This window comes from Chryseobacterium sp. HNCC26DJ238 (genome assembly GCF_057180465.1).
Map to the genome: position 1 here is coordinate 1 of NZ_JBXUGI010000016.1, position 23,437 is coordinate 23,437.

The window sequence follows — 23,437 nt, forward strand, 5'->3', positions numbered from 1 at the left end:
TTGAAAGTGGAATGTCTATTTATAATAAAAAAAAGAAATATTTTATCATAAAACTAAGTTTGATATAAAATTTGCTCCTTTAGGGTTGGGGCAAACAAATTTTATTTGATTGATTACGTTTTTCCTAATCTCCTTTTACGAAATCTTACTCCATTTATTTTTTCCTTTATAATATTGCAGATAATAATTTTTAATGATCTGATGGTCTGTTCTCGAAAGGAGCGGATCAACTTCCAAAATCTTTTCAACAATATCTTTGGTGTTTTTAATAATCACCGCGTCATTCACTAAATCCAGTTTTTTGAAATCGACAACACCACTTTGCTGCGTTCCTAAAATATCACCCGGCCCACGAAGCTGCATATCCACTTCAGATATCTTAAAACCGTCATTGGTTTCAGTCATCGTTTTAATTCTGGTTCGGCTTTCGGTGGATAATTTATCTGAGGTCATCAGGATGCAGTAACTCTGTTCTGCACCACGTCCTACACGTCCCCTGAGCTGGTGAAGCTGTGACAGCCCAAACCTCTCAGCACTTTCAATTACCATTACCGATGCATTTGGTACGTTAACACCTACTTCGATTACCGTCGTAGCAACCATAATTTCAGCTTGTCCCGACGCAAAATAATTCATTGCAATATCTTTTTCATCAGGTTTCATTCTTCCGTGAAGCATCGCAACATTAAAATCTGAAAAAGACTGCATGACATGTTCCAGGCCCTCCATGAGATTTTTATAATCAAGGGTTTCGGATTCTTCAATCAACGGATACACAAAATAAATCTGTCTTCCTTTTCTGATTTCTTCACGGCAGAAATTATAAACAAATGTGCGGTCTTTTTCTCTCCTGTGAGCAGTAATAATTGGCTTTCTTCCCACCGGCATCTCGTCAATTACGGAAACATCCAGATCAGAATAAAAACTCATTGCCAACGTTCTTGGAATCGGCGTTGCGGTCATTACTAAAATGTGTGGGGGAATTTTGTTTTTTGCCCAAAGTTTTGCCCGTTGGGCAACTCCAAAGCGATGCTGTTCATCAATGATGGCAAGACCGAGATTTTTAAATTTAACCTTATCCTCCAATATGGCATGAGTTCCCACCAAAATGGAAAGTTCACCGTTTTCCAGCTCTTCATGAATGATTTTTCTCGCAGAAGCTTTAACAGAACCTGTAAGAATATTGACTTTAATCTCCGTGTCTTTCAAAAGGTCTTTAATTCCACTGTAATGTTGCTGGGCAAGAATTTCAGTCGGAGCCATCAGACAGCTTTGGAATCCGTTATCAAGGGCAATCAGCATCGTCAGCAAAGCAACCATTGTTTTTCCGGAACCTACATCACCCTGCAGAAGCCTGTTCATCTGGATCGGCTTTTTCATATCAAACCGAATCTCCTTTAATACTCTCTTCTGGGCATTGGTCAATTCAAACGGCAGATGATTTTCATAAAAACCGGTGAAAAAATCACCGACGACAGGAAAGGGATTCCCTTGTGATTTTGTTTTATGATGCACTTTTTTTAAACCGAAACCCAACTGGAAAAAGAATGATTCTTCAAATTTTAATCTGTTATTTGCTTTTTCGGACCATGCTGAATTTTCAGGAAAATGAATGTTCAGATAGGTTTGCTGCCGAGAAAGTAATTTCATTGAGTTCATCAGATAATCTGGTAGGTTTTCCTGTATAAGAGCAGGTATTTCTTTACAGATACTCCTTAGAATCACCTGGAAAAACTTCTGATTCAAACCTCTTTTGGTCAATTTCTCTGAGCCAGGATAAATAGGACGCAGGCGATTGTCTTTTTCTTTGTTTTCGTCCAGTTCAATTTCAGGATGGGGCATCGAAAACTGATTGTTGAACGCATTGATTTTTCCGAAAATAAAGACTTCACGGTTTAAAGGGAGCTGTTCTTTCAGCCATTTCGAATATTGAAACCACACAAGGTCCATACTGCCGGTATCATCATTGAATTTAGCAGTCAGACGCTTTACTTTCCCATTGTGGATTTCCTGTACGTTACTTATTTTTCCTTTCAGCTGAATTTCAAGATTGTTTTCCTGAAGGCTTCCTATTTTATAAACTTTATTTTTATCAATATACCGGACAGGATAAAATTGTAAAAGATCTTCCACAGTGGATATCCCTAACACATTTTTAATAAGTTTGGCTCGTTCAGGACCGATTCCTTTGACATATTCTATGGGAGTTTCTAAAGTCAATGATGTACGAAAGTCACGAATTTCGTGAAAATTTACAAATAAAAAAAGCTTTCATTGCTGAAAGCCTTAGATATGATTTATTTTAATTTTCCGATGATACAAAATTCAGATGGCTTCAGTTAACAAAAAACAAGGACCACTTTCTATAGCTTCCTAATCTTTTATATTTGATTTGAATTTTTTCTGAAAATCTTCCCATTCCTGTCTGGTCTTTATTTTCTTATACAGATTATTTGATATCAATGACAGATAAGGTTCAAGTTCCTTCGCCGAAAGCTCTCCCTGCAGAATGGTAATCGGGGCTCCGTTTTCATCTAAAAAAACAGTGCTCGGAACTGCTCCTACATTCATAAACCGGGTAAATTCATGAAGTGAATTTTTTCCTTTCTTGTGCGTTTTATTATCATTTGAAAAGCTTCTTCCGAATATTTCTATGGTTCTTTTATCTTCTGCATCAAATTTTACAGGATAGTAATTCTGGTTCAGAAAATCTGCAATAACCGCATGGCCATAGGTTTTTTTATCCATGATCTTGCATGGCCCGCACCAATCTGCATAAAAGTCAATCAGGATTTTCTTTGGCTGTGTTTTTTGCGCAGTCAAAGCCTCTTCGATCGTCATCCACTTTACCTGTGCAAAATTAAAACTGATAAAGAAAAGTAATAATGTGATTAATATTTTTTTCATGATTTGCTATTTGTACAGACAATTGGAATTTTATTTTACTTCCTGCATCAGTTTTCTGACTAATGGAGATATCAAAATCAATACCACTCCGGCAATTATTGCATACAGAGCCAGTTGCTTATAACCTTCTGTATATGTTATCAATGCATCGTAATTCGTAGAGCCTGTTTTTGCTGTAGCCAGACCTGCACCGATGATTCCTGCTACATACTGTCCATAAGCTGAGGCCAGAAACCACATTCCCATCATCATCCCCTGAAGATTTTTTGTAGAAAGTTTGGTCATGATAGATAATCCGATGGGTGAAAGACAAAGCTCTCCCAAAGTAATAACCAACAATGCTATTGTAAAGAAATTTAACGAAGTGATTCCCTGCAGATCAGCAAAAAAGCGGGTGGCAAACAGTACATAATAACCAAGTCCCAGGAAAATAAATCCTAATCCAAACTTAATAATGGTGTTCGGCTCTATTTTTCTTTTACTCAACCATATCCATAATAATCCAAGAATAGGTGCCAGGAAAATAATAAAAAAAGCTCCTCCTGAATTGTTGACGCCATTCGGATCCAACCCTAAAAGATCTTTATTTAAATTTTTCGCTGCAAAAATACTTAAAGAACCACCGCTCTGTTCATAAATTCCCCAAAACAGGATGGAAAATAAAATGAATACCAGTGCTGCCCAGAGTTTTTTACGTTCCGCAGACGTTACTTTAGACATTTCGTAAAAAAGGTAAATCAGTGTTAGCGGTCCTACGGTCAGCATAAAATAATCGGTGTATTCAGGAACTGAAACCATGGTCATGATGAGCGGGATGAATATGAGCGATAAAATATACACTCCGTATTCTTTCCACTTCGGCATGGGTGCCGACTTTATTTCGTTGTCGGGATGCCCGGGTTGAAGTCCGATAGTTCCTAAACTTCTCTGTGTAAATACAAAATTGATTAAACTGATAACCATGACAATGGCGGCCAGTCCGAACGCAACATTCCATCTCACGCTTTCAGAAATAATACTGCCGAAAAGTTCACCCTTTCCAATCGCAATACATAAATAGCCACCTAACAATGCTCCGAGGTTGATTCCCGCATAAAAAAGTGAAAAACCGGCATCGGCTCTGGAGTCATTGGGTTTGTAGAGCTGACCGACCATTGAAGAAATATTGGGTTTGAAAAAACCTGTGCCTACAACGGTAAATGCAATTCCCAGAAAGAAAAACTGATGGGGGTCTGCGGCGAGGATTAAACTTCCTACGATCATTAACAGTCCGCCCCAGAAAAGTGATTTTCTGAATCCTAATATTTTGTCAGCGAAAAGTCCGCCGACGAATGTAAAAGCATACACAAAAGCCTGGGTCGCTCCATATTGAAGGTTAGCCTCTTTTTCATGGAAGTTCAATTGTGAGATCATAAAGAAAACCAACATTCCGCGCATTCCGTAAAAGCAAAAACGTTCCCACATTTCTGAGAAAAAGAGTGACCAGATTTGTTTTGGATATTTCCCTTTGAAATTCTGTATTTCGTCTAAAGTTAGGTTCATGGGTTTGAAAATGAATTTAATTGTTATTTCATTTTGTGACACAGTTGGGCACAATTTTTAGGGGTAAAGAGATTTTAAAATCTTGAAAACTTCCACATACGAATGTAGAAAAAAAACCTCTGAAAAAATCAGAGGTTTAGATATTATTTTTTTTCAATGATCATTAGCTTACGCCATTCATCATTTTCTTTAATCTTGGTGATAAAATAGCAAGGATTACGGCTGCAATTCCACAAAGTACTACAAATACCATAAAGAATTCAAAAAGGTTATGAATTTCTACTCCGGCAAATGTTGTATTAGCGATAGGCAACTGTTCTTTTTCGAATAATGCAACCTGTTCGGGAGTAAGAGTTACTTTTTTGTCTAATACATCCTGAAGGTTCACGCCCAGTTTTTCAGCTTTTACAAATTTATCTCCTGTCGCAGGGATGATTGCTCCTAATGAACCGGCTAAAGCATAACCCGCTGCATTGGAAATAAAGAAAACTCCATATAACAAAGAAGCAAATCTCTTCGGAGCCAATTTACCGACTAAAGAAAGTCCGATTGGTGATAAACACAATTCTCCCATGGTCTGGATCAAATATAAAAGCATTAACCATTTGATGGCCAATAAACCGGTATTCCCTAAATCCTTTACATTGTATGCAATTATAAAATAACTTAAAGCAATTAAAGCAAGTCCCATTGCCTGTTTCATCGGAGAAACCGGTTCTTTTCCTTTTGCTCTTAATTTATCCCAAAGTAAACTGAAAGGTAAGGCCAGTGCTACAACGAACAAACCGTTGAAGATCTGAACCATTGACGGTGGCATATTCCAGCCTAAAATATTTCTGTCTGTCTGATTATCTGCGATAAAAGTTAATGATGAACCTGCCTGTTCAAAAGCTGCCCAAAAGAAAATAATAAAGAATGATACAATATAGATTACCCAGATTCTCTGTCTTTCTATTTTATTTTCTGCCGAACTCATAATCAGGAATGCCAGCGAAATTCCCGCAGCATAGATGAAAGGATAGATAATACCTTTAATCAGTTGTCCCATTCCTACAGAACTGAATCCGAATTCTCCTACTAAAATATATCTGAAAACGAAGAAAAGAGCTACAAATAGAAGAGCTGCAATTCCCATATTCTGACCTGAAAATTTAGCAGTCTGAGTTTCTCCTTCTTCAAAATCATCACTCGTATTATTCTTTGGCAGACCGCCGATAGGTCTTCCTTCAGGAGTCACTACATATTTGTTTTTAAGGATGAAGAATGTAACTGTACCTACAAGCATTGCTATAGAAGCAGCTAAGAATCCCCATTTGAAAGCAAAGATATCTCTTACACCATCAGCATCTTTGACATCACCTAGATAGGGACAGATAAACTGTCCTAAAAATGCACCTATGTTGATTCCCATGTAAAAAATGGTAAAAGCCGAATCTAATTTAGATTTTTCCTGCTTCGGATAAAGGCTACCTACCATTGAAGAAATGTTTGGCTTAAAAAAACCGTTTCCAAAAATAATGATGAATAAAGCAAGCCACATCAAGGTTTTTGCACTTACGAGATCAGAAGAAAATGTAGATGCACTGAAGAACAGAAGCAACTGTCCCAATGCCATCAAACTTCCTCCTACTAAAATTGCATTTCTGTTTCCAATGTATTTATCTGCAATAAATCCTCCCAAAAGAGGCGTTAGATAGCATAAGGCCAGAAAACCACCGTAAATGATTGCCGCATCAGCTTCTTTAATAAGAAGAGAGTTTACCATAAATAAAGTAAGCAATGCTCTCATTCCATAAAAATTGAAACGCTCCCACATTTCTGTTCCGAATAGAACCCATAATCCTTTAGGGTGTTTAGTCTTCGACTGAACCGCTGTATCCATATCTGATTGTTAATTTTTTGTTAAGACTAGCAAATATAGTTTTTTTTGAGTTTTTGACAAGGTTTTAATTTTTATTTTAAACAAAAAAGCTGCAGAACAATCTACAGCTTTGTAATTTGAAAGTATAAAAAAATTAGTTGACTCCTTTTTCTTTCATTATTTTATTAAGTCTTTTCAAAATGGATAAGCCTAAAAGAGTGGCTAAAAGCAAAAGACCGAAATTCACAATAAAGAAATTGGCTTTATTGTCGTAATCGTACCAGAAACTGGCTAAAACGCCTGAAAGCTTGTTGCCGATAGAAGTTGAAAGGAAAAAACCTCCCATCATTAAGGCGGTCAGTCTCGGTGGGGAAAGTTTTGAAACTAAAGATAATCCCATCGGAGACAAACACAGTTCTCCCACAGTAATAACACCATAAGCTGCAACGAGCCATAATGCGGAGACTTTCACCAATCCATTCTGCCCGGCATAGACTGCTCCCACCATGACCAGACATGATAATGCAGATATAAATAGTCCAAGAACAATTTTCGAAGGTGTGCTTGGTTCTTTTCCTTTTCTCCTGAGCATCATAAAAAATGCTACCACAACAGGGGTTAACACAATGACCCAGCCGGGATTTATTGACTGGAATAATTCTGTATTGTATAAATTAACCTGTTGCGAAGGGTTTGCTTCCAGTTTTGTCCGTTCAGCCTGAGAGATATTTCTGAAGTAAATATCTTTTCCCTGTTCTTTTATAATGTTTCCTGATGCATCTTTTTTGGTCTGATACTGATCATCATAAACAGAAACTTCCTGATCTTTATAGTCTTTCTTGTCAACTAAATAGATGGACTCCAAAGGTTTTTCCAATACAGCAGGGATCGTACGGTCGGTATAGTTTTTTGCCCATCGCGTCAGCGCCGTACCGTTTTGCTTGAATACAGCCCAGAACATTAAACTGACTGCAAAAATAGCAAGCAGGGCACCAATCGGTTTTTTATCTTCAGCATTTGCTTTTACATACAGCATGACATAGAAATAGATGACCGGAACACATGCAAAGATAAATGCGTCTGTACTGTCGCTTCCGAATATGTTTTCAGGAATAAACCATCCGATAAGCCCGAAGATGATTGCCGGTAAAAAAACCTTTACCAGAATATCAGAAATTTTAGTGTCTCCTTCCTGTACAGGTTTTAGAATATTAGCTTTCAGAATATGCTGCCTTCCCACTGTAAAGATCAGGAGTCCTAAAAACATCCCGACACCGGCGGTCATAAAAGCAGGCCCCCAACCATACTTGTTACGCATGAATGCCGCAATAATATTGCAGACAAAAGCCCCGATGTTGATTCCCATGTAGAAGATGTTGTAACCAGCATCTTTATTGGCTTTATAAGGCTCTTCGTTGTAAAGATTTCCTAACAGTGTAGAAATACTCGGTTTAAAAAAACCGTTTCCTATGATGATTAAAGCTAAAGAGGCATAAAAAAGGGGAAGTTCTTTAAACAGACCGACACCAAGATAACCTAATCCCATTAAAAATCCTCCTATGTAGATCGCTTTGATATACCCTAAAACCCGGTCTGCTAAAAAACCACCTAAAAAAGGAGTAAGATAAGTTAGTGCGATAAAGGTTCCGAAAATATCATCCGCGCTTTTATCGTCAAAAGAAAGTCCTCCTTTCTCACTGTCGATCATGTAAAGAACGAAGATTCCCAGGATAAGATAATAGCCGAAACGCTCCCACATTTCTGTGAAGAATAAATAGGGAAGGCCTTTTGGGTGTTTGGTTTTCATTGATTTAATTTTACAATTTTGACAAATATAAAATTTTTAAAATAATAATTGAATTTTATTAGCTTTGAGTAAAATAAAGCATTGAAAATGGAAATCACATTAAAAGATATTGAGAGTAATCTGGAATCATTGCCCGAACAATTTTATATCAGGTAAATGATTTTATTGATTTTTTGAAGTATAAGCATTTATATAATAAACAATATGACGTTCCTGAATGGCAAAAGAAGGAAGTTAGAATAAGGGTGCAATATTCTTAGGAGCATACCGAAAGTTTATCTCTGAATCTGAGATGAACGATTTTTTAAATGACCTTGAGCGTGAAAGCTGAAATTAAGTATAGTCATTTTGTAAAGATTGATTTAAAGTAAATAAATCAATGGTACAATAAAATCGATAAAACATTATGGAGTTTTTTCCTCAAAGAATTTTGTTTAGAGATCAATTACATTTGAGAAAATCCTTTAGCTTTAGAAGTAAAATATGATGATAGCAGAATCGCTATATTAAAGAGATTCCTTACGCAATTCACTATCAGTTTATGAGACTGAGAATAGTATAAAAGTACTAGCGGTTTTTCATACATCGAGAAATCCGGAAAATTGGAAGGATAGGAAATGAAAATCCGAATCTCATATTAGAGATTCGGATTTTATAGTTTAAATTTAATCTTAAAATTAAAGATTCTCCAAAATAAAATCTGTCATTTTCTGATACAGTTGTGGTCTTGTCTGTCCACCATAAATTCCGTGGTTTTTATCAGGATACGCCATAAATTCAAACTGTTTTTTATTTTGAATTAAAGCTTCAGAAAACTCCATTGAATTCTGGAAATGTACATTGTCATCAGCCGTTCCGTGGATCAATAAAAATTTTCCTTTCAATAAACCAGCATACGTCGTAGGTGAATTTTCATCGTACCCTGCAGGGTTTTCCTGTGGTGTCAACAAAAATCTTTCCGTATAAACGGAATCATAATATCTCCAATTGGTTACCGGAGCAACGGCAATTCCTGTTTTAAAAACATCAGCGCCTTTGGTCATTGCTAAACTTGCCATATATCCACCGAAGCTCCAGCCGAAAATTCCGATTCTTGTTTTGTCGATGTATTTCTGAGCTCCAAACCATTTTGCTGCTGTGATCTGATCTTCAATTTCGTATTTACCTAAATTTTTATAGGTTACTTTTTTAAATTTCGATCCTTTAAAACCTGTACCGCGTCCATCCACACAGGCGATGATATATCCTTTTTGTGCTAACATTTCAAACCAGATCGCATTTCCGTTATCCCAGGAATTAGCCACCTGCTGAGAACCCGGACCTGAGTACTGGAACATGAATAATGGGTATTTTTTATTCGGATCAAAGTTTTTAGGTTTAATGATCCAGGCATTCATCTGATCCCCGGCTTCGTTAGGAATCGTGATAAACTCTTTTACGGTAAAATTATCAGACTGTAATTTTTTAAGCTGTTCATCATTGTTCTGAAGTTCCTTTAACTGTTTTCCGTTGCCATCTTTTAAAGTATAAGAATAAGGTTTGGAAGCAGCAGATGAGGTTTCAATAAAATAATTATAATTTTTACTGAAATTCGCCGAATTATTTCCTTCCGCATTTGAAATCAGCTTCGTCTTTCCGTTTTCAATATTAATTTTGGAAACAACTTTGTTGATGCTTCCCTTCTCAGTAGTCTGAATATAAATTTCTCTTGATTTTGGATTGTATCCGTAATAGTCAGTTACTTCCCAATTTCCTTTAGTAACCTGTTTTTTTAATTTACCGTCTTTGTCAAACCAGTACAGATGTCTGAAACCGTCTCTTTCTGAAGCCCAGAGAAAAGAATTGTCTTCAAGGAATTCCAACGTTACATTATCAGTATCAATCCATTTATCATCAGTTTCCGTGAACAGTTTTTTTGCTTCTCCGGTTTTTGTATTGATTTTTAATACATCTGATGCATTTTGTGTTCTTTGTGACGTAATCAGAACAATTTCATCTGCATCATTGGTCTGAATAACATTAGGAATATAGTAATTTTTAAAGTTCTCTAAATTGACTTTTGTTTTTTTACCGTCAGCCAAATGATAGATATGTGCGGATGCAACGGAGTTCTTTTCTCCGGCTTTCGGATACTTGTACCGCATTTCGCCAGGGTAAAGTGATTTGCCGTAAATAGGAATGTATATTTCAGGAACATCAGTTTCCACCAGTTTTACAAATAAGATATCAGCGGAATTTTTCGTCCATTCATACAGTCTTGCATGCCCGAATTCTTCTTCATAAACCCAATCAGCCAAACCATTTAAAACTTTGTTTTTTACTCCGTGCTGAGTAATCTGCGTGATTTTGCCGGAATTTAAATCCTGATAGAATAAATTGTTATCAACGATGAAAGAAACTTTTGTTGCATCAGGAGAGAATCTCGGTTCCTGAACAAATTTACCTTCATTAAGGTTTATCGTTTTTCCTGTTTTTAAATCTTTTATGTCAAATTTTCCCAGAAAAGAATGTCTGTAGATCGGTTGGCTGTCTTTCAGTAGAAGGATTTTGGATTCATCAGAGGAAAATTCATAGCTCTGGAAATTTCCTTCAACTAAATTTCCTTCCTTCTGAGATGTTTTGTAAGAATATTTTGCAATTCCGCCCTGTTCGATCACCAGATAAGTTTCACCGTTTTTCATGGATGTTATTCCTGCGATTCCCTTTCCACGGTAATATCCTGAATATATTTTATCTAATGTAATTTCCTGTGCGGATATATTTTGCAGTATCGCAACTAGACTAAGTGTAAGTAAGAGTTTTTTCATTTTTAAAAATAAAGGAATCCAAAGATAACAATTTTATCAAATTCATTTAAAAAGCTTTTACATAAGTTAATTTGGCAGAAAAATTGAATGTATCATGTTACATTAAATTAATAGAATTATGGAAACAAATGCACATGATCAGAAACTGAATAAATATGAACTGGAAGATCAAATTGTTTATACAGGTTTTTCAAGTTTTGAAGATGCTGAAAGACATGCCCGGGAGCATAACGGATCTTTAGTGGAAGTAGGTTTTAAAGATGGAAACGATAACCCGCAAATAACTTCAGAGGCTGGCTTGATTGAGAAAAAATCGCATTACTATGTTGATGCCGGTGCAGAATATAAATTCATTCATTCTTCTGATCCTGGTTTTAAAGATTATGCTGATGAATTGCAGAAGATCAAGGCTAATCAGGATAAAACTGGTCCGGAGGAAAGATATCTGGCCAGTTTCGAAATCGAAAATACAGAAGATCCAATCATCGTTATTAAAAATGATCAGCTGGAATCAGTTACTTCAAGAGAACGATCAAAATATCTTAAAAACGCTCACGTTTTTGAAATTGGAGTTTCTACAGCGAAATCTTAAATTTCAGATTAGAATATAAGTATACTTTCAAAAAAAATCGTCTGTGAAATGTTTCACAGACGATTTTTTTATTTGTTTTGATTGTACATGATCTGATAGTATTCATCAGCCATTCGATCACTGTCAAATTGATCCTTTACATCATTCATGGCATTCTGCTGGATCACTCGCCATTTTTTCTGATCATTATAATAAGTCGGTATGATTTCATTCTCAAGGATTTCGTATAATTTGTTCAGGTCATAGTTGTCCTGTTCGTAAATACTCATATTTTCGTAATCACATTTTGGTACAACAAAAGAATTTTCACCATGTCTGGCAAATTCAGGAATCCAGCCGTCATCCGTAGAAAGATTGACTGATCCATTCATGGCCGCAGCCATTCCTGATGTTCCGGACGCTTCCCTTGGAACCCTTGGATTATTTAACCACAAATCTGAGCCCTGTTTTAAGGATTTGCTGAGTGAAAGTTCATATCCTGTAAGAACAGCCATGGTTTTATAATTTTTACTTTCCTCAACCAATGTATTAAAAGTAGAGATAGAAGAATAATCCATTGGATATGGTTTTCCAGCCCAGATTATCTGCACAGGGTATTCAGGATTATTCAATAATTTAAAAAATCCGTTTTTATCATGGAGTAGCAAGTCTGCACGCTTGTATCCAGCAAATCTTCTTGCCCAGACGATTGTGAAAATATTTGGATCAAATAAATTCCCGGTTTGATCAGCAACGATTTTAAACAGTCTCTTCTTTAAAAGTTTTTTGCGGTAATCAAAAATAGTGTCATTATTTTCATCTTTGGCATTATAAAGATCTTTGTCTCCCCAATATTTGAAGTCCTGCGCATTCGTAATCGATTTAATTTCACATATTCCCGGATATTTACTCCACATAGCTCTTGAAACTACGCCGTGAAGCTGGGAAACTCCGTTCGCAATTCTTGACATCTTCAACGCACAGAGGGAATGATTGAAAAGCTCACCGTCAGATCCTTCAATCTTTTTTGCTTCTTCCATGCTCAATCCTGAAAAATAAGACATATCATAGCATAATTTCAGATTATGCTTTTCATTTCCTGCTTCTTCCGGAGTATGGGTAGTAAAAACTAATTTTTCTTTTACTTTCTGAATGTTTCCATTGTATTTTTTCAGTAGATGAAATGCTGCTGGCAGCCCATGGGCTTCATTCAGATGATATACTTCTCTTTCAATATTGAACTCATCCAGCAATTTTGCACCGCCTTTACCCAAGAGGATATATTGTGCCAATTTTGTTGATTCGTTGGCGTCATAAAGTTTATGACAGATTGTTTTTGAAATATGATCATTTTCAGCGATGTCAGTGGAAAGAAAGAACATGGGTGCAGTATGAAAAATTTCAGGATCCAGATACCACACTTTTACCCAGACCGGTGCGCTGTGAATCTCAATTTGAAATTTTATTCCTGTGTCTTCAAGAAAACTGTACATTTTCTTTGTCCATGTTGGCTGTAAAGTCTGATCATGATTTCTTGCCTGATCATAATATCCGAATTTCCATAGAATTCCAATCCCTATGACATCCTGCTTAAGGTTGTAGGCACTTCGCATGTGCGAACCTGCGAGAAACCCCAACCCACCCGAATATATTTTTAAGACCTGCTCAATAGCAAATTCCATAGAAAAATAAGCAACTTTCTTAGAGTATTTTTCGTTGATGCTGTAAGGTATTTTAAAATTTTTAAAATCCATAAAAAAATCAATTTTTGTGTTTAAAGGTTTAAAGGTATTGATTAACAAAATAAACTTTACATTAATTATATGATAAATATTTTTAAATGAATCGGTTGATTCTTTTTTTTAGCTACCTTTAAGTATAAATTTTTGATAATCAAAAACTTCCAAATATGAAAAAGGTTTTTTCTGATGAAGATTTAATAAAGAATCTTAGTTTGTATTATCTTAATCGTCATCTGAAAAAAAAGCCGATGGCACAATATCACCGTACTATAGATGAATCTCCTCTTCATGAACGGGAGAAATACAAAAAGAAAGCCGAAATCTTATTGCTGAATTCTTTTATGCATCATTTTCCTGATATTACTTTTGAGAACCTCACCTGTGAAAGTCCGGATTTCATTGCAAAATTCAATAATAAGAAAATAGGAATAGAACTGACCGAAGTGATCAATCATCTGGAAATGAAGAAAGTTGAGAGTAATCTTAACAAAATATTCCGTCAGGCAGAGATACTGTTGGAAGAGGAAGACACTACGAAATATCGTGGTGTTTATTTTTTATCATTTCAGACGAATTTAAAATTTGAGCATCCCGAACTGCAAAAGGAAATCATCCTGAATATTTACAGCAGTATTAAAAAGAACAAAGCAGTTGGCTGTGTCAGGGGAATCAGGAAATCTTCTCATCGGAGAAATGTTTTTATTACTCACGAATACAATATGAATCTTTTTGACGAACTCTGTTCGGAGAAAATTTTAGAATTAATAGAGAAGAAAAATGAAAAATTTCCTTATTACGACAGAACTGTAGACGAATGTTGGTTAGTTATTGTTTCGGATATGAACTCTCTTGCTTCCAGGTATACATTCATTCAGGATAAAGAACATTTGAAAGAGGTGAAAAGTCCATTTCATAAAATTTTTCATCTCGAAAATTTATGTGGAAATATGACGAGTATTAAATAGTTTGGCGATTTGGATGTATGAAATTTAATAAATTAATATTTTTTTTATTAAATAATTTTATATTATCGTTATTTAGTGGTTATAATTTAATTTAACTATATTTGGTAAAGTTTAACATTAATAACCAAGTTAATATGAGAAAAACTATACTTTTTATTTTTTTCTGCATTTCGCAAATATTGTATTCCCAGGCAGACTGTACAACGGCACTGTCTGTCTGTGGCAATTCAAATATTACGTATAGTCCTACCGGGATAGGTGCAGTGAATGAGTCGCTGGGAGGTTGTATGGTTTCCGGTGAGCACAACTCTATCTGGTATAAACTCACAATTGCAACCGGAGGAACGCTGACTTTCAATCTGGTTCCAAATGATCCTGACGCAGATTATGATTGGGCAGTATATGGTCCTAACGTGACCTGCGGAAATTTAGGAGCACCGATTCGCTGTAACGCAGCAACAGTTATCGGAGTAGGTGCTTCAACAGGTTTAAATATGACCAGTACGATTACCAGCGCTGCCGGAGGTTCATTGACTCCTTATTGCCAATATCTTGATGTTGTGGCAGGTCAGACCTACTATTTATATATTGATAACTGGGTAGATTCGGGAACCAGTGTAACATCACCGTTTTCTTTAACATGGGGAGGAACTGCTACATTAGCTTCTCCTTTTACAGATCCGGCACTGCAGCCCAATCCATTTGTTCCTCCCGGTATGCCAGCTGCAAATCCGTCAGACCCAAGGGAGATTATTATCTGCGTAAGTCCTGCTGTATTTGATTTTTCAACGTTGTCTTCAGCAATTCTGAATGGCAATCCCAATTTCGTTATCTCATATCATATGACCCAGAACGATGCGTTGGCAGGAACAAGTCCGATTACGGCTCCGATTACTGTTAATACTACAAATATATATTATTACAGTATTCATTATGCAGATTCAGCTAATCCTAACAATCCTCTTAATTTCTGCAGGCAAATCAGCCCTTTTAAATTTAAACAGGGAAATATTACGGCGGATGACAAAACAATCTTTGCCTGCAATAACAATAAAACTGGGACAGCAACTTTCAATCTGACGACGGCAGGCGTTTTTACAGGTTCGAATGTGACGATAAAATACTTTCCTACAATGGCAAATCTGAATGCCGGAACTGCTGAAATAACCAATCCCGCACAATATGTATCAGGCGGCGGAATTGTCTATGCTCTGGTAAAAACAGACGAAGGCTGCTCAGATACGGCAGCAATTACATTAAGCTTCTATCCTGAAGTGATTGTTAATGACGCAGTTTTACGCTTTTGTGCATTACAGGAAAATCTAATGACTGCATCATTCGATCTTACTACAGCGAATGTTACCTCACTGAGTGGCTTAACAAAGAAATATTACAAATCATTGCAGGATGCAGTCAGTGGATCCAACGAAATACCAACACCCACGGCCTATATTGCTTCAGAGGGAGTGGTCTATGTGAAAGTAACAGACGGGAATTCATGTTACAGTATCTCTAAAATCACTTTAGAGGTTATTCCACCGGTTTATTCTGCTGTTTTAAAAGATAAGACGATCTGTATAGAGGATAGAACGACATTAGATGCAGGTGCAGGGTTTGATGGGTATGAATGGAGTACTGGAGCAACCACGCAGGCGATTACGGATGTTGGGGTTGGAACTTACTGGGTGAAATTAAAGACAGGATTCTGTATTGCTTACCAGGCAGTGAAAGTTTATTCTTCTGAGCAGCCGGTTATTTCGAGTGTAGAAATTTCTAATACGACTGTTACGGTAAATGCAAATGGCGGTAAAGCTCCTTACAGATACTCTGTCGATAATGTGAATTGGCAGGATTCTAATGTCTTTACAAATATTAAAAGAGGCGATCATATAATCTATATTAAAGATTCTTTTAATTGTGAGCCGGTAAGCGTGTCTATCGTTGTTCCTAATCTGGTGAATGTGATTACGCCGAATGGCGATGGTATCAATGACATCATTGATTATTCGGCATTAGGTCATAAACAGAATTTGGCATTTACTATTTTTGACCGATACGGAAATAAAATCTTTCAGGCAGATAAAATGAACAGTTATAAATGGGATGGGACCACATCGAATAAGAAAGTTCCTACCGGAAATTATTGGTATTCTATTACATGGTCTGAGAATGATAAAAATAAAACCTTATTTAAATATACAGGCTGGGTATTAGTTAAGAATAGAATAATGTAAAAATAATAAAAAAGCCATCTTGATAAAAGATGGCTTTTTAACTGAAACTATTAGTATCTTTAAAATAATCAGACAGATAAAGTATTTTTCCACATTCTGAAAATTGAATAATTGTACATATTTCATTTTCATAAATATCTTTTCCAAACATATTGCTTAAAGAATTGGTCTGATAAAAATATTTGTTGTTTCCCAAATTAAAAATTTCAGAAACACTCCATTCAATCTTTTCATATCTTCTGAAAATAGCTCTGAATAATGCTAAAATTCTGTTTTTGCCAGATATTTCTTTGGCAGGGGGAATCCAGATTACAGTTTCATCAGTAAACCATTTTTCAAGCTTTTCAATATTCAGGGAATTTAAATCCTGCATAAAATGGCTGATCTTACAATTCATAGGCTGCAATTTACATTTATATACGCAAAAAACAATAAATTGGTTTTTATTTAACAATTACTATCAGAAAAGACAATTGATTTATTTAATAGAATTTTAGTCAGAAAAATAAAAATTCAAGGTTATAATGATCATTTGAATGGTTTGTTAAATATTTTTCAGTAAAAATATATGGTATTCGTTCTGTCATTTTGCATTGAGGTTTGTATTTCTGATTTTTGTTTATATGTTGAATTTCATAGATCTTTCAATCAGTCTTTCCTTCATAACAGGATAAACTTCAGAATTACAGTTCCAATGACTGGCTATAGACCGAATCAATTTAGCTTTCATATTTTAATTATTATCTTTGCACCCACAAATTCAGAAATCAATAATGTCTTATATTCACAGAACTGCCGCATTTCATACTCTTGGCTGTAAATTAAATTTTGCAGAAACATCTACCATTGCACGCCAATTGACAGATGCAGGGTATGATAAAGTAAGTTTCGATGACAAGGCGGATGTATATGTGATCAATACCTGTTCGGTAACCGAAAATGCAGACCGTGAGTGTAAACTGCACGTAAAAAGAGCAATGAAGGCTAATCCTGAAGGTTTGGTGGTTATCGTTGGTTGCTATGCACAGTTGAAACCGGAAGAGATTTCACAGATTACCGGTGTAGATTTGGTTTTGGGCGCGAAAGAAAAATTTAATATCCTCAGTTACCTTGATGATCTGGAAAAATCTGAAAGCGAGGGAATTGTGCACTCCTGCGAAATCGAAGAGACTGATTTTTTCATCGGAAGTTATTCAATCGGTGACCGTACCCGTGCATTTCTTAAGGTTCAGGACGGCTGTGACTATAAATGCACATATTGTACAATACCTTTAGCCAGAGGGATCTCGCGTTCAGACACTATTGAGAATGTTCTGAAAAATGCCAAGGAAATTGCAGCAAGAGATATCAAAGAAATTGTCCTGACAGGGGTTAATATCGGGGATTACGGAAAAGGTGAATTTGGAAATAAAAGACATGAACATACTTTCCTGGAATTGATTTCAGAACTGGATCAGGTGGAAGGCATCGAAAGAATCCGTATTTCATCTATTGAACCTAATCTTTTGAAAGATGAAAGTATCGAGCTGGTTTCTAAAAGCAAAAGTTTTGTTCCGCATTTTCATATTCCTTTGCAATCGGGAAGCGATGATCTGTTAAGAAAAATGAAACGCCGTTACCTGACTAAACTGTATAACAACAGAGTTCATAAAATCCGAGAGGTAATGCCTCATGCAGCGATTGGTGTGGATGTTATTGTCGGTTTTCCGGGAGAGACTGAAGAATTGTTCATGGAAACCTATAACTTTCTGAATGAACTTCCAATCAGTTATCTGCACGTTTTCACTTACTCTGAAAGAGAAAATACCGAAGCTGCAGAGATGGATGGGATAGTTCCGGTTCCTGAAAGAAAGAGACGCAACAAAATGCTGAGAATTCTTTCCGAAAAAAAGAAAATGTCATTCTATCAAACTCAGCTGGGACAAACGCTTCCTGTTCTTTGGGAGCATGAAAATAAAGACGGAAAAATGTACGGCTTTACAGAAAACTATGTAAGAGTACAAAAAGATTTCGATTCGGCGTCCGTTAATAAGATAGAATTCCTGAGTTTAGAAAAAATCCTGTCAGATGGCACGGTTTCTGTGCAGTCTTCTTATGAAAGTTTTTTAGCAAAAGCATAGTCTGTTTGCTTTATTTCAACTAAATTTATTTTTTAACGATTTTAAAATCTACATTTTTATGAGAGATAAGTTTTTATCTTGGGGATTGGTGTTGGTGGCTGTAACATGGATAGTTGCATTACTCATCAAAGCGCATTACTGGATTCCGATACTTTTAACAGCAATCTATGTATTGGGAGTATATAATACTTACCAGACAAAACATGCAATTTTACGTAACTTTCCTGTTTTAGGATATTTCAGATATTTTTTTGAGGATATTTCTCCCGAAATGCAGCAGTATTTTATTGAAAGAGAAACTGATGGGAAGCCCTTTCCAAGAAATCAGCGTTCGGCAGTATACAGACGTTCAAAAAATGTAAGTGATACCGTTCCGTTCGGAACCCAGTTAGAAGTGAACCACAGAAAATACGAGGGGATTAAGCATTCTATTTATGCTAAATCCCCAAAAGAAGAAATGCCCAGGGTCTGGGTAGGTGGCGAACAGTGTACACAGCCTTATCATGCCTCTTTGTTCAATATTTCAGCAATGAGTTTTGGAGCATTAAGCGACAGAGCTCAGATCTCATTGAACAGAGGTGCGAAAAAGGGAAGCTTTTATCATAATACAGGTGAAGGAGGTATTTCTCCCCATCACATGGAGGGCGGCGATTTATGTTGGCAGATCGGAACCGGTTATTTTGGCTGCAGAGATCAAGAAGGAAAATTTAATCCTGAACTATTCATTAAATATGCAACACTTCCTAATGTGAAAATGATTGAGATTAAATTATCTCAGGGTGCAAAACCCGGTCATGGAGGAGTATTGCCCGGAGTGAAAAATACGCCTGAAATTGCTAAGATCCGACATGTACAGCCCGGTGTGACAATTCTTTCCCCACCTTCTCATTCCTCTTTTTCAGACGCTGCAGGTTTGTTGAGGTTTGTGCAGCAGTTACGTGAACTTTCAGGAGGTAAGCCCGTAGGTTTTAAACTATGTATAGGAGATACTAAAGAATTTGAAGACATCTGTGTTCAGATGAATGTTATGAAAATATATCCTGATTTTATAACAGTCGACGGTGCGGAAGGGGGAACCGGAGCTGCACCACCGGAGTTTTCTGACGGAGTAGGAATGCCTTTGGAGCCAGCTTTGATTTTCGTGAATAAAACACTTAAAAATTATAATGTCAGAAGTAAACTGAGAGTTATTGCAAGCGGAAAAGTGCTTACGAGTCTTGATATTCTCAGAGCCGTGGCGATGGGAGCTGATATGTGTAACAATGCCAGAGGGTTTATGTTCTCATTGGGATGTATACAGGCATTAAGATGTAATAATAATAATTGTCCTACGGGAGTTGCAACACAGGATAAGATGTTGATCAAAGGTCTTGATGTTACTGATAAGGCAGAGCGGGTTTACCATTTTCATAAAAATACTTTACATACCTGTAATGAGTTGATTGCAGCAGCAGGAAGAAGTTCTTATGAAGAAGTAGATGCTTCAATGTTTATGCGTGGTGATGAATTTGAACATCTTTCTGATAAATATTTCCCGGATATCCTGGGAAATGTAAGGTGATTTATCCTGAATAAGGAGTAAAAAAAATCCGCTTCATCATTTGATGAAGCGGATTTTTTATTTTTTATTGCTGACTTTCGGGCCTTACTTCTGTATGATAGATCTGAAAGTTAAATACAAAACATGCATTCTGCAAACCATAAAAGTTAGCATCTCGTGCAAATGCAGCCTTGGAAGGAACGATAATCACACCCTGCAGATTAGGAGTTGTACTGTTTGGGAGATTTACAAAACCGTTGAAATATTTTAGACCTTCCTGAAGTCCTTCTATCTCGTAATAACTTCTCTGTTTTGCTGCATCAGTGGTTGCTGCCGTTAAAACTGCTTTTTTCACATAGTAGAATCTTGGGTCAGTTGTGGGAGAAGCTTCCAGGTCAATCGTATTAATAAGAGCCCCTCCGGAAGTTAGAGCAACGTTTCCGTCTGTGTCTGTAGCGCGATAATAGGTTGCTCTCATCATTGTTCTGATTAGGCTTGCATTATCAGATTTTGAATCGGTGTTAATAGCCGCTCCCGGATTAGGCTGCGCTCCTTCCCGCTTAATATAAATAACCCCTGACGGAAGTTTGACAGGATTAAGCTCTGATAATTTTTTATAATTATCATCAGTGGCATCTGAGCTGCTGAAGGCTTTGATGTTTCCCTGCGTGTCCAAATAGTTATTATCCATAAATTTCTGGATAGCCTGCTCATCATATGAATTTCTTACATCGATGTTTTCCGGCTCTACGAATGTTTCTACTTCATCATCTTTCTTACAGGCTGAAAAACACAAAGATCCAGCAAGGATATACAAAAATATTTTTTTCATTTCAAAAACTTTAATTACTTTACAAATAATATAACGGCAAAAGTATAAAAAAATATGAGAATAGATAAATTTTTATGGAGTATTCGTTTTTACAAGACCAGAAGTATTGCTGCTGATGAAATAAAAAAGAACAGAGTGGCAATAGGGGCATCGGTTGTAAAATCATCGAAAGAAGTGAAAGAGGGAGATGTCATCAAAATCCGTAAAAATCAGATTGACTACAAAATTAAAGTCATTCAGATCCCGAAAAGCAGGATAGGTGCTAAATTAGTATCTCTACATATCAAAGATGTCACCGATAAAGAACAGTATGAATTGCTTAAACAGAGAAAAATGTCTCAGAGCTATTACCGTGACAAAGGAGAGGGGAGGCCTACCAAAAAAGACAGGAGAGAGATTGACGGATATGTAGAAAATGATGTTGATTCAGACTTTACAGATTGGGATGATTTTTTTGGAGAAAGCGATTCGAAGATAGAAGATGAAAAAGATTCATAAATATAAACTTTCAATGATTTCTTTCATGATCTGTTCAGGTTCTTTAGAATCTGTACTGATATTGAACTGGGCTTTGCTGTAATATTGATTTCTTTCGAATAAATGCTTGGCAATGAACTCTGGGAGGTTTTCATCCGATATATTGGCAATTAAAGGCCTTTTTTCTTTTTGTTTTGAAATTCTTTCTATCAGAGTATTGATGGATGTTCTCAAAAAAACACTTTTAGAATTAAGATTGATGATTTCCATATTATTATAATAAACGGGTGTGCCTCCCCCAAGGCTCAGGACAATGTTTTCTTCTGCAGCTAAAATTTCCTCTAAAATTTCTCTTTCCAGCTTTCTGAAGTGAATTTCTCCCTTTTTTTCGAAGATTTCCGGGATCGTCAATTTATTCCTTCTGGAAATTTCTTTATCAAGGTCAATTAATTTAAAATCTAATTTGTCGCTTAAAATTTTGGAAATGTGGGATTTGCCGCTACCCATGTATCCGACTAGTGAAATTATCATGAATTTATTTTAAACAAATTTGCGAAAAAGTTTTGAGATAATGAAAAAAGTCCTATCTTTGCACCACTAAAAACAAGGGACATTACTTAAATGAAAACTTGATAATAAAGTGACCGACTCGGTAGCTCAGCTGGTAGAGCAATACACTTTTAATGTATGGGTCCTGGGTTCGAATCCCAGCCGGGTCACTAGCAAAAGTATTATATATTTTTATAATTTTTTGCCTGCGTGGTGAAATTGGTAGACACGCCATCTTGAGGGGGTGGTTTCCTAAGGATGTGCTGGTTCGAGTCCAGTCGCAGGCACTGCAAAAAAAAGTTTGGTAGTTCTAAAATTTATTTTAAATTTATCAGATGTAATATAAGACCGACTCGGTAGCTCAGCTGGTAGAGCAATACACTTTTAATGTATGGGTCCTGGGTTCGAATCCCAGCCGGGTCACAAGTTTACTGAAAAGTAAATTTTTTTCATATTAATATTTTGTGATTTGGTGTTCAAAGGCTTCCTTCAGGAAGCCTTTGATTTTTTATTTCTGGCCTTATTCCAGATGCATGTTGTCAATCAGCCTTATGCCGTCTACCATTACCACAATAAATGCACGATATGATCTGTTATTGTAAAAAAAGTCTGTTTCTTTTAAAGTTTTTTCTTCAGCAATCATAAAATATTCCATCTGCATACCCGTCTGGTCGTCAAATATATCTTTCACCCTTTCTTTTATTTCGGGTACTGAGACTGTTCTGAACCAATCATTTACTTTAACAAGGGTTTCATAAATTACTTTTGATTCAGATCTCCGGTTCGCTGTCAGTCTCTGGTTTCTGGAACTGAGTGCTAATCCGTTTTCTGCCCTGTAAATATCCACTCCGATAATGTTGATATGCAGGCGTTTTTTTTCGGTCATTTTCCTGATGATCGCCAATTGTTGAAAGTCTTTTTCACCAAAATAAGCATTGTCAGGTTTTACCTGTCTGAAAAGTTCCTCTACAACCGTTCCCACTCCGTCAAAATGACCGGGTCTTGATTTTCCTTCCATCTCGTTTTCGAGGCCGTCAAAGTCATAATGCTTGCTTTCTGTTTTGTCAGGATATATATCCTGTACTTCGGGAATATAAACTGCATCTACTAACCCGGATCTTTCAAGAATCTTGATATCTCTGTTAATGTCACGGGGATATTTTTTTAAGTCTTCAGCATTATTAAACTGTGTAGGATTTACAAATATTGAAGAAATTACAAGATCATTATCTGCTCTTGCGGCTTTATACAAAGAAAGATGCCCGTCATGTAATGCTCCCATTGTCGGCGCAAAACCTATTTTTTTACCCATCTCTTTCTGTCTTTCAATAAAATCCTCAAGTGTTTTTTTGTTTTTTAAAACTTCCATAGTTTATTTTAATAGAAATTCAAAAATAGTAAAATATCTTTTATTAATTTTTAGGAATTGACAGTTGGAGGGTGGTCGCTATCGTAAAAAAATGTTAATTACCTTAATGTTGGA

Annotated in this window: 17 protein-coding genes and 3 tRNA genes; 9 read left to right on the forward strand and 11 right to left on the reverse strand. The window is 36.2% G+C overall.

The genetic code is table 11. The annotated features are described in order from the left end of the window. Window positions 1-135: 135 nt before the first annotated feature. The 6 genes from recG to AC2A07_RS15085 form a co-directional block, all read right to left on the reverse strand. Window positions 136-2,220 carry an ATP-dependent DNA helicase RecG gene (gene recG / locus AC2A07_RS15060; protein ID WP_484051078.1) on the reverse strand — a complete coding sequence of 695 codons (2,085 nt, stop codon included), beginning with the start codon at window positions 2,218-2,220 and terminating at the stop codon, window positions 136-138. Window positions 2,221-2,373: 153 nt separating this feature from the next. After that, the gene (locus AC2A07_RS15065) at window positions 2,374-2,907 is read right to left on the reverse strand and encodes a thioredoxin family protein (RefSeq protein WP_314497719.1); all 534 of its coding nucleotides are present in this window, start codon (window positions 2,905-2,907) and stop codon (window positions 2,374-2,376) included. A gap of 30 nt (window positions 2,908-2,937) precedes the next feature. Beyond that, entirely contained in the window at window positions 2,938-4,449 is a 1,512-nt protein-coding gene (locus tag AC2A07_RS15070) for a peptide MFS transporter (protein WP_484051079.1), read from the reverse strand. Between the two features lie 163 nt (window positions 4,450-4,612). Next, window positions 4,613-6,331 (reverse strand): peptide MFS transporter, encoded by a 1,719-nt coding sequence (locus AC2A07_RS15075; protein ID WP_484051080.1) that lies wholly within the window; start codon window positions 6,329-6,331, stop codon window positions 4,613-4,615. A gap of 133 nt (window positions 6,332-6,464) precedes the next feature. Continuing rightward, entirely contained in the window at window positions 6,465-8,117 is a 1,653-nt protein-coding gene (locus AC2A07_RS15080; protein ID WP_484051081.1) for a peptide MFS transporter, read from the reverse strand. Window positions 8,118-8,794: 677 nt separating this feature from the next. Continuing rightward, window positions 8,795-10,924: a S9 family peptidase gene (locus AC2A07_RS15085; protein ID WP_484051082.1), complete on the reverse strand. Its 2,130-nt coding sequence runs from the start codon at window positions 10,922-10,924 to the stop codon at window positions 8,795-8,797. Between the two features lie 118 nt (window positions 10,925-11,042). On the opposite strand from AC2A07_RS15085, the gene AC2A07_RS15090 reads away from it, so the two are divergent. Next, window positions 11,043-11,516 carry a hypothetical protein gene (locus AC2A07_RS15090; RefSeq protein ID WP_484051083.1) on the forward strand — a complete coding sequence of 158 codons (474 nt, stop codon included), beginning with the start codon at window positions 11,043-11,045 and terminating at the stop codon, window positions 11,514-11,516. 68 nt (window positions 11,517-11,584) lie between these two features. Here the strand turns inward: AC2A07_RS15090 and glgP are convergent, their stop codons facing one another. Beyond that, entirely contained in the window at window positions 11,585-13,249 is a 1,665-nt protein-coding gene (glgP, locus tag AC2A07_RS15095) for an alpha-glucan family phosphorylase (RefSeq protein ID WP_484051084.1), read from the reverse strand. Between the two features lie 155 nt (window positions 13,250-13,404). Here glgP and AC2A07_RS15100 point away from each other — a divergent pair, with 155 nt between their 5' ends. Both AC2A07_RS15100 and AC2A07_RS15105 read left to right on the forward strand, forming a co-directional pair. After that, on the forward strand, window positions 13,405-14,202 hold the full coding sequence (locus AC2A07_RS15100; RefSeq protein WP_484051085.1) for a hypothetical protein: 798 nt from the start codon (window positions 13,405-13,407) through the stop codon (window positions 14,200-14,202). Window positions 14,203-14,336: 134 nt separating this feature from the next. Beyond that, a complete protein-coding gene (locus AC2A07_RS15105; protein WP_484051086.1) occupies window positions 14,337-16,436 on the forward strand; it encodes a T9SS type B sorting domain-containing protein in 2,100 nt (699 codons plus the stop codon). A gap of 37 nt (window positions 16,437-16,473) precedes the next feature. On the opposite strand, the gene AC2A07_RS15110 is transcribed toward AC2A07_RS15105, so the two are convergent. Continuing rightward, the gene (locus tag AC2A07_RS15110; RefSeq protein ID WP_314497745.1) at window positions 16,474-16,833 is read right to left on the reverse strand and encodes a nuclear transport factor 2 family protein; all 360 of its coding nucleotides are present in this window, start codon (window positions 16,831-16,833) and stop codon (window positions 16,474-16,476) included. 376 nt (window positions 16,834-17,209) lie between these two features. On the opposite strand from AC2A07_RS15110, the gene mtaB reads away from it, so the two are divergent. Beyond that, on the forward strand, window positions 17,210-18,556 hold the full coding sequence (gene mtaB, locus AC2A07_RS15115; protein ID WP_484051087.1) for a tRNA (N(6)-L-threonylcarbamoyladenosine(37)-C(2))-methylthiotransferase MtaB: 1,347 nt from the start codon (window positions 17,210-17,212) through the stop codon (window positions 18,554-18,556). 58 nt (window positions 18,557-18,614) lie between these two features. Continuing rightward, a complete protein-coding gene (locus AC2A07_RS15120) occupies window positions 18,615-20,117 on the forward strand; it encodes an FMN-binding glutamate synthase family protein (protein ID WP_314497752.1) in 1,503 nt (500 codons plus the stop codon). 64 nt (window positions 20,118-20,181) lie between these two features. Here AC2A07_RS15120 and AC2A07_RS15125 read toward each other — a convergent pair whose 3' ends face one another. Continuing rightward, on the reverse strand, window positions 20,182-20,928 hold the full coding sequence (locus AC2A07_RS15125; RefSeq protein ID WP_484051088.1) for a hypothetical protein: 747 nt from the start codon (window positions 20,926-20,928) through the stop codon (window positions 20,182-20,184). Between the two features lie 54 nt (window positions 20,929-20,982). Here AC2A07_RS15125 and AC2A07_RS15130 point away from each other — a divergent pair, with 54 nt between their 5' ends. Beyond that, window positions 20,983-21,426 carry a S4 domain-containing protein gene (locus AC2A07_RS15130; RefSeq protein ID WP_314497758.1) on the forward strand — a complete coding sequence of 148 codons (444 nt, stop codon included), beginning with the start codon at window positions 20,983-20,985 and terminating at the stop codon, window positions 21,424-21,426. Here AC2A07_RS15130 and AC2A07_RS15135 read toward each other — a convergent pair. After that, window positions 21,421-21,936 carry a shikimate kinase gene (locus tag AC2A07_RS15135; protein ID WP_314497761.1) on the reverse strand — a complete coding sequence of 172 codons (516 nt, stop codon included), beginning with the start codon at window positions 21,934-21,936 and terminating at the stop codon, window positions 21,421-21,423. The genes AC2A07_RS15130 and AC2A07_RS15135 overlap by 6 nt on opposite strands. A gap of 115 nt (window positions 21,937-22,051) precedes the next feature. Here AC2A07_RS15135 and AC2A07_RS15140 point away from each other — a divergent pair. From AC2A07_RS15140 to AC2A07_RS15150, 3 genes are all read left to right on the forward strand, one after another. After that, window positions 22,052-22,124, forward strand: a tRNA-Lys gene (locus AC2A07_RS15140). Between the two features lie 34 nt (window positions 22,125-22,158). After that, window positions 22,159-22,241: transfer RNA gene (locus AC2A07_RS15145), tRNA-Leu, on the forward strand. Between the two features lie 63 nt (window positions 22,242-22,304). Next, window positions 22,305-22,377 (forward strand) — tRNA-Lys (locus tag AC2A07_RS15150). A 97-nt stretch (window positions 22,378-22,474) separates the two neighbouring features. On the opposite strand, the gene panC is transcribed toward AC2A07_RS15150, so the two are convergent. Next, complete coding sequence (panC, locus tag AC2A07_RS15155) at window positions 22,475-23,323, reverse strand: pantoate--beta-alanine ligase (RefSeq protein WP_314497764.1); 849 nt, start codon at window positions 23,321-23,323, stop codon at window positions 22,475-22,477. Window positions 23,324-23,437: the final 114 nt, after the last annotated feature.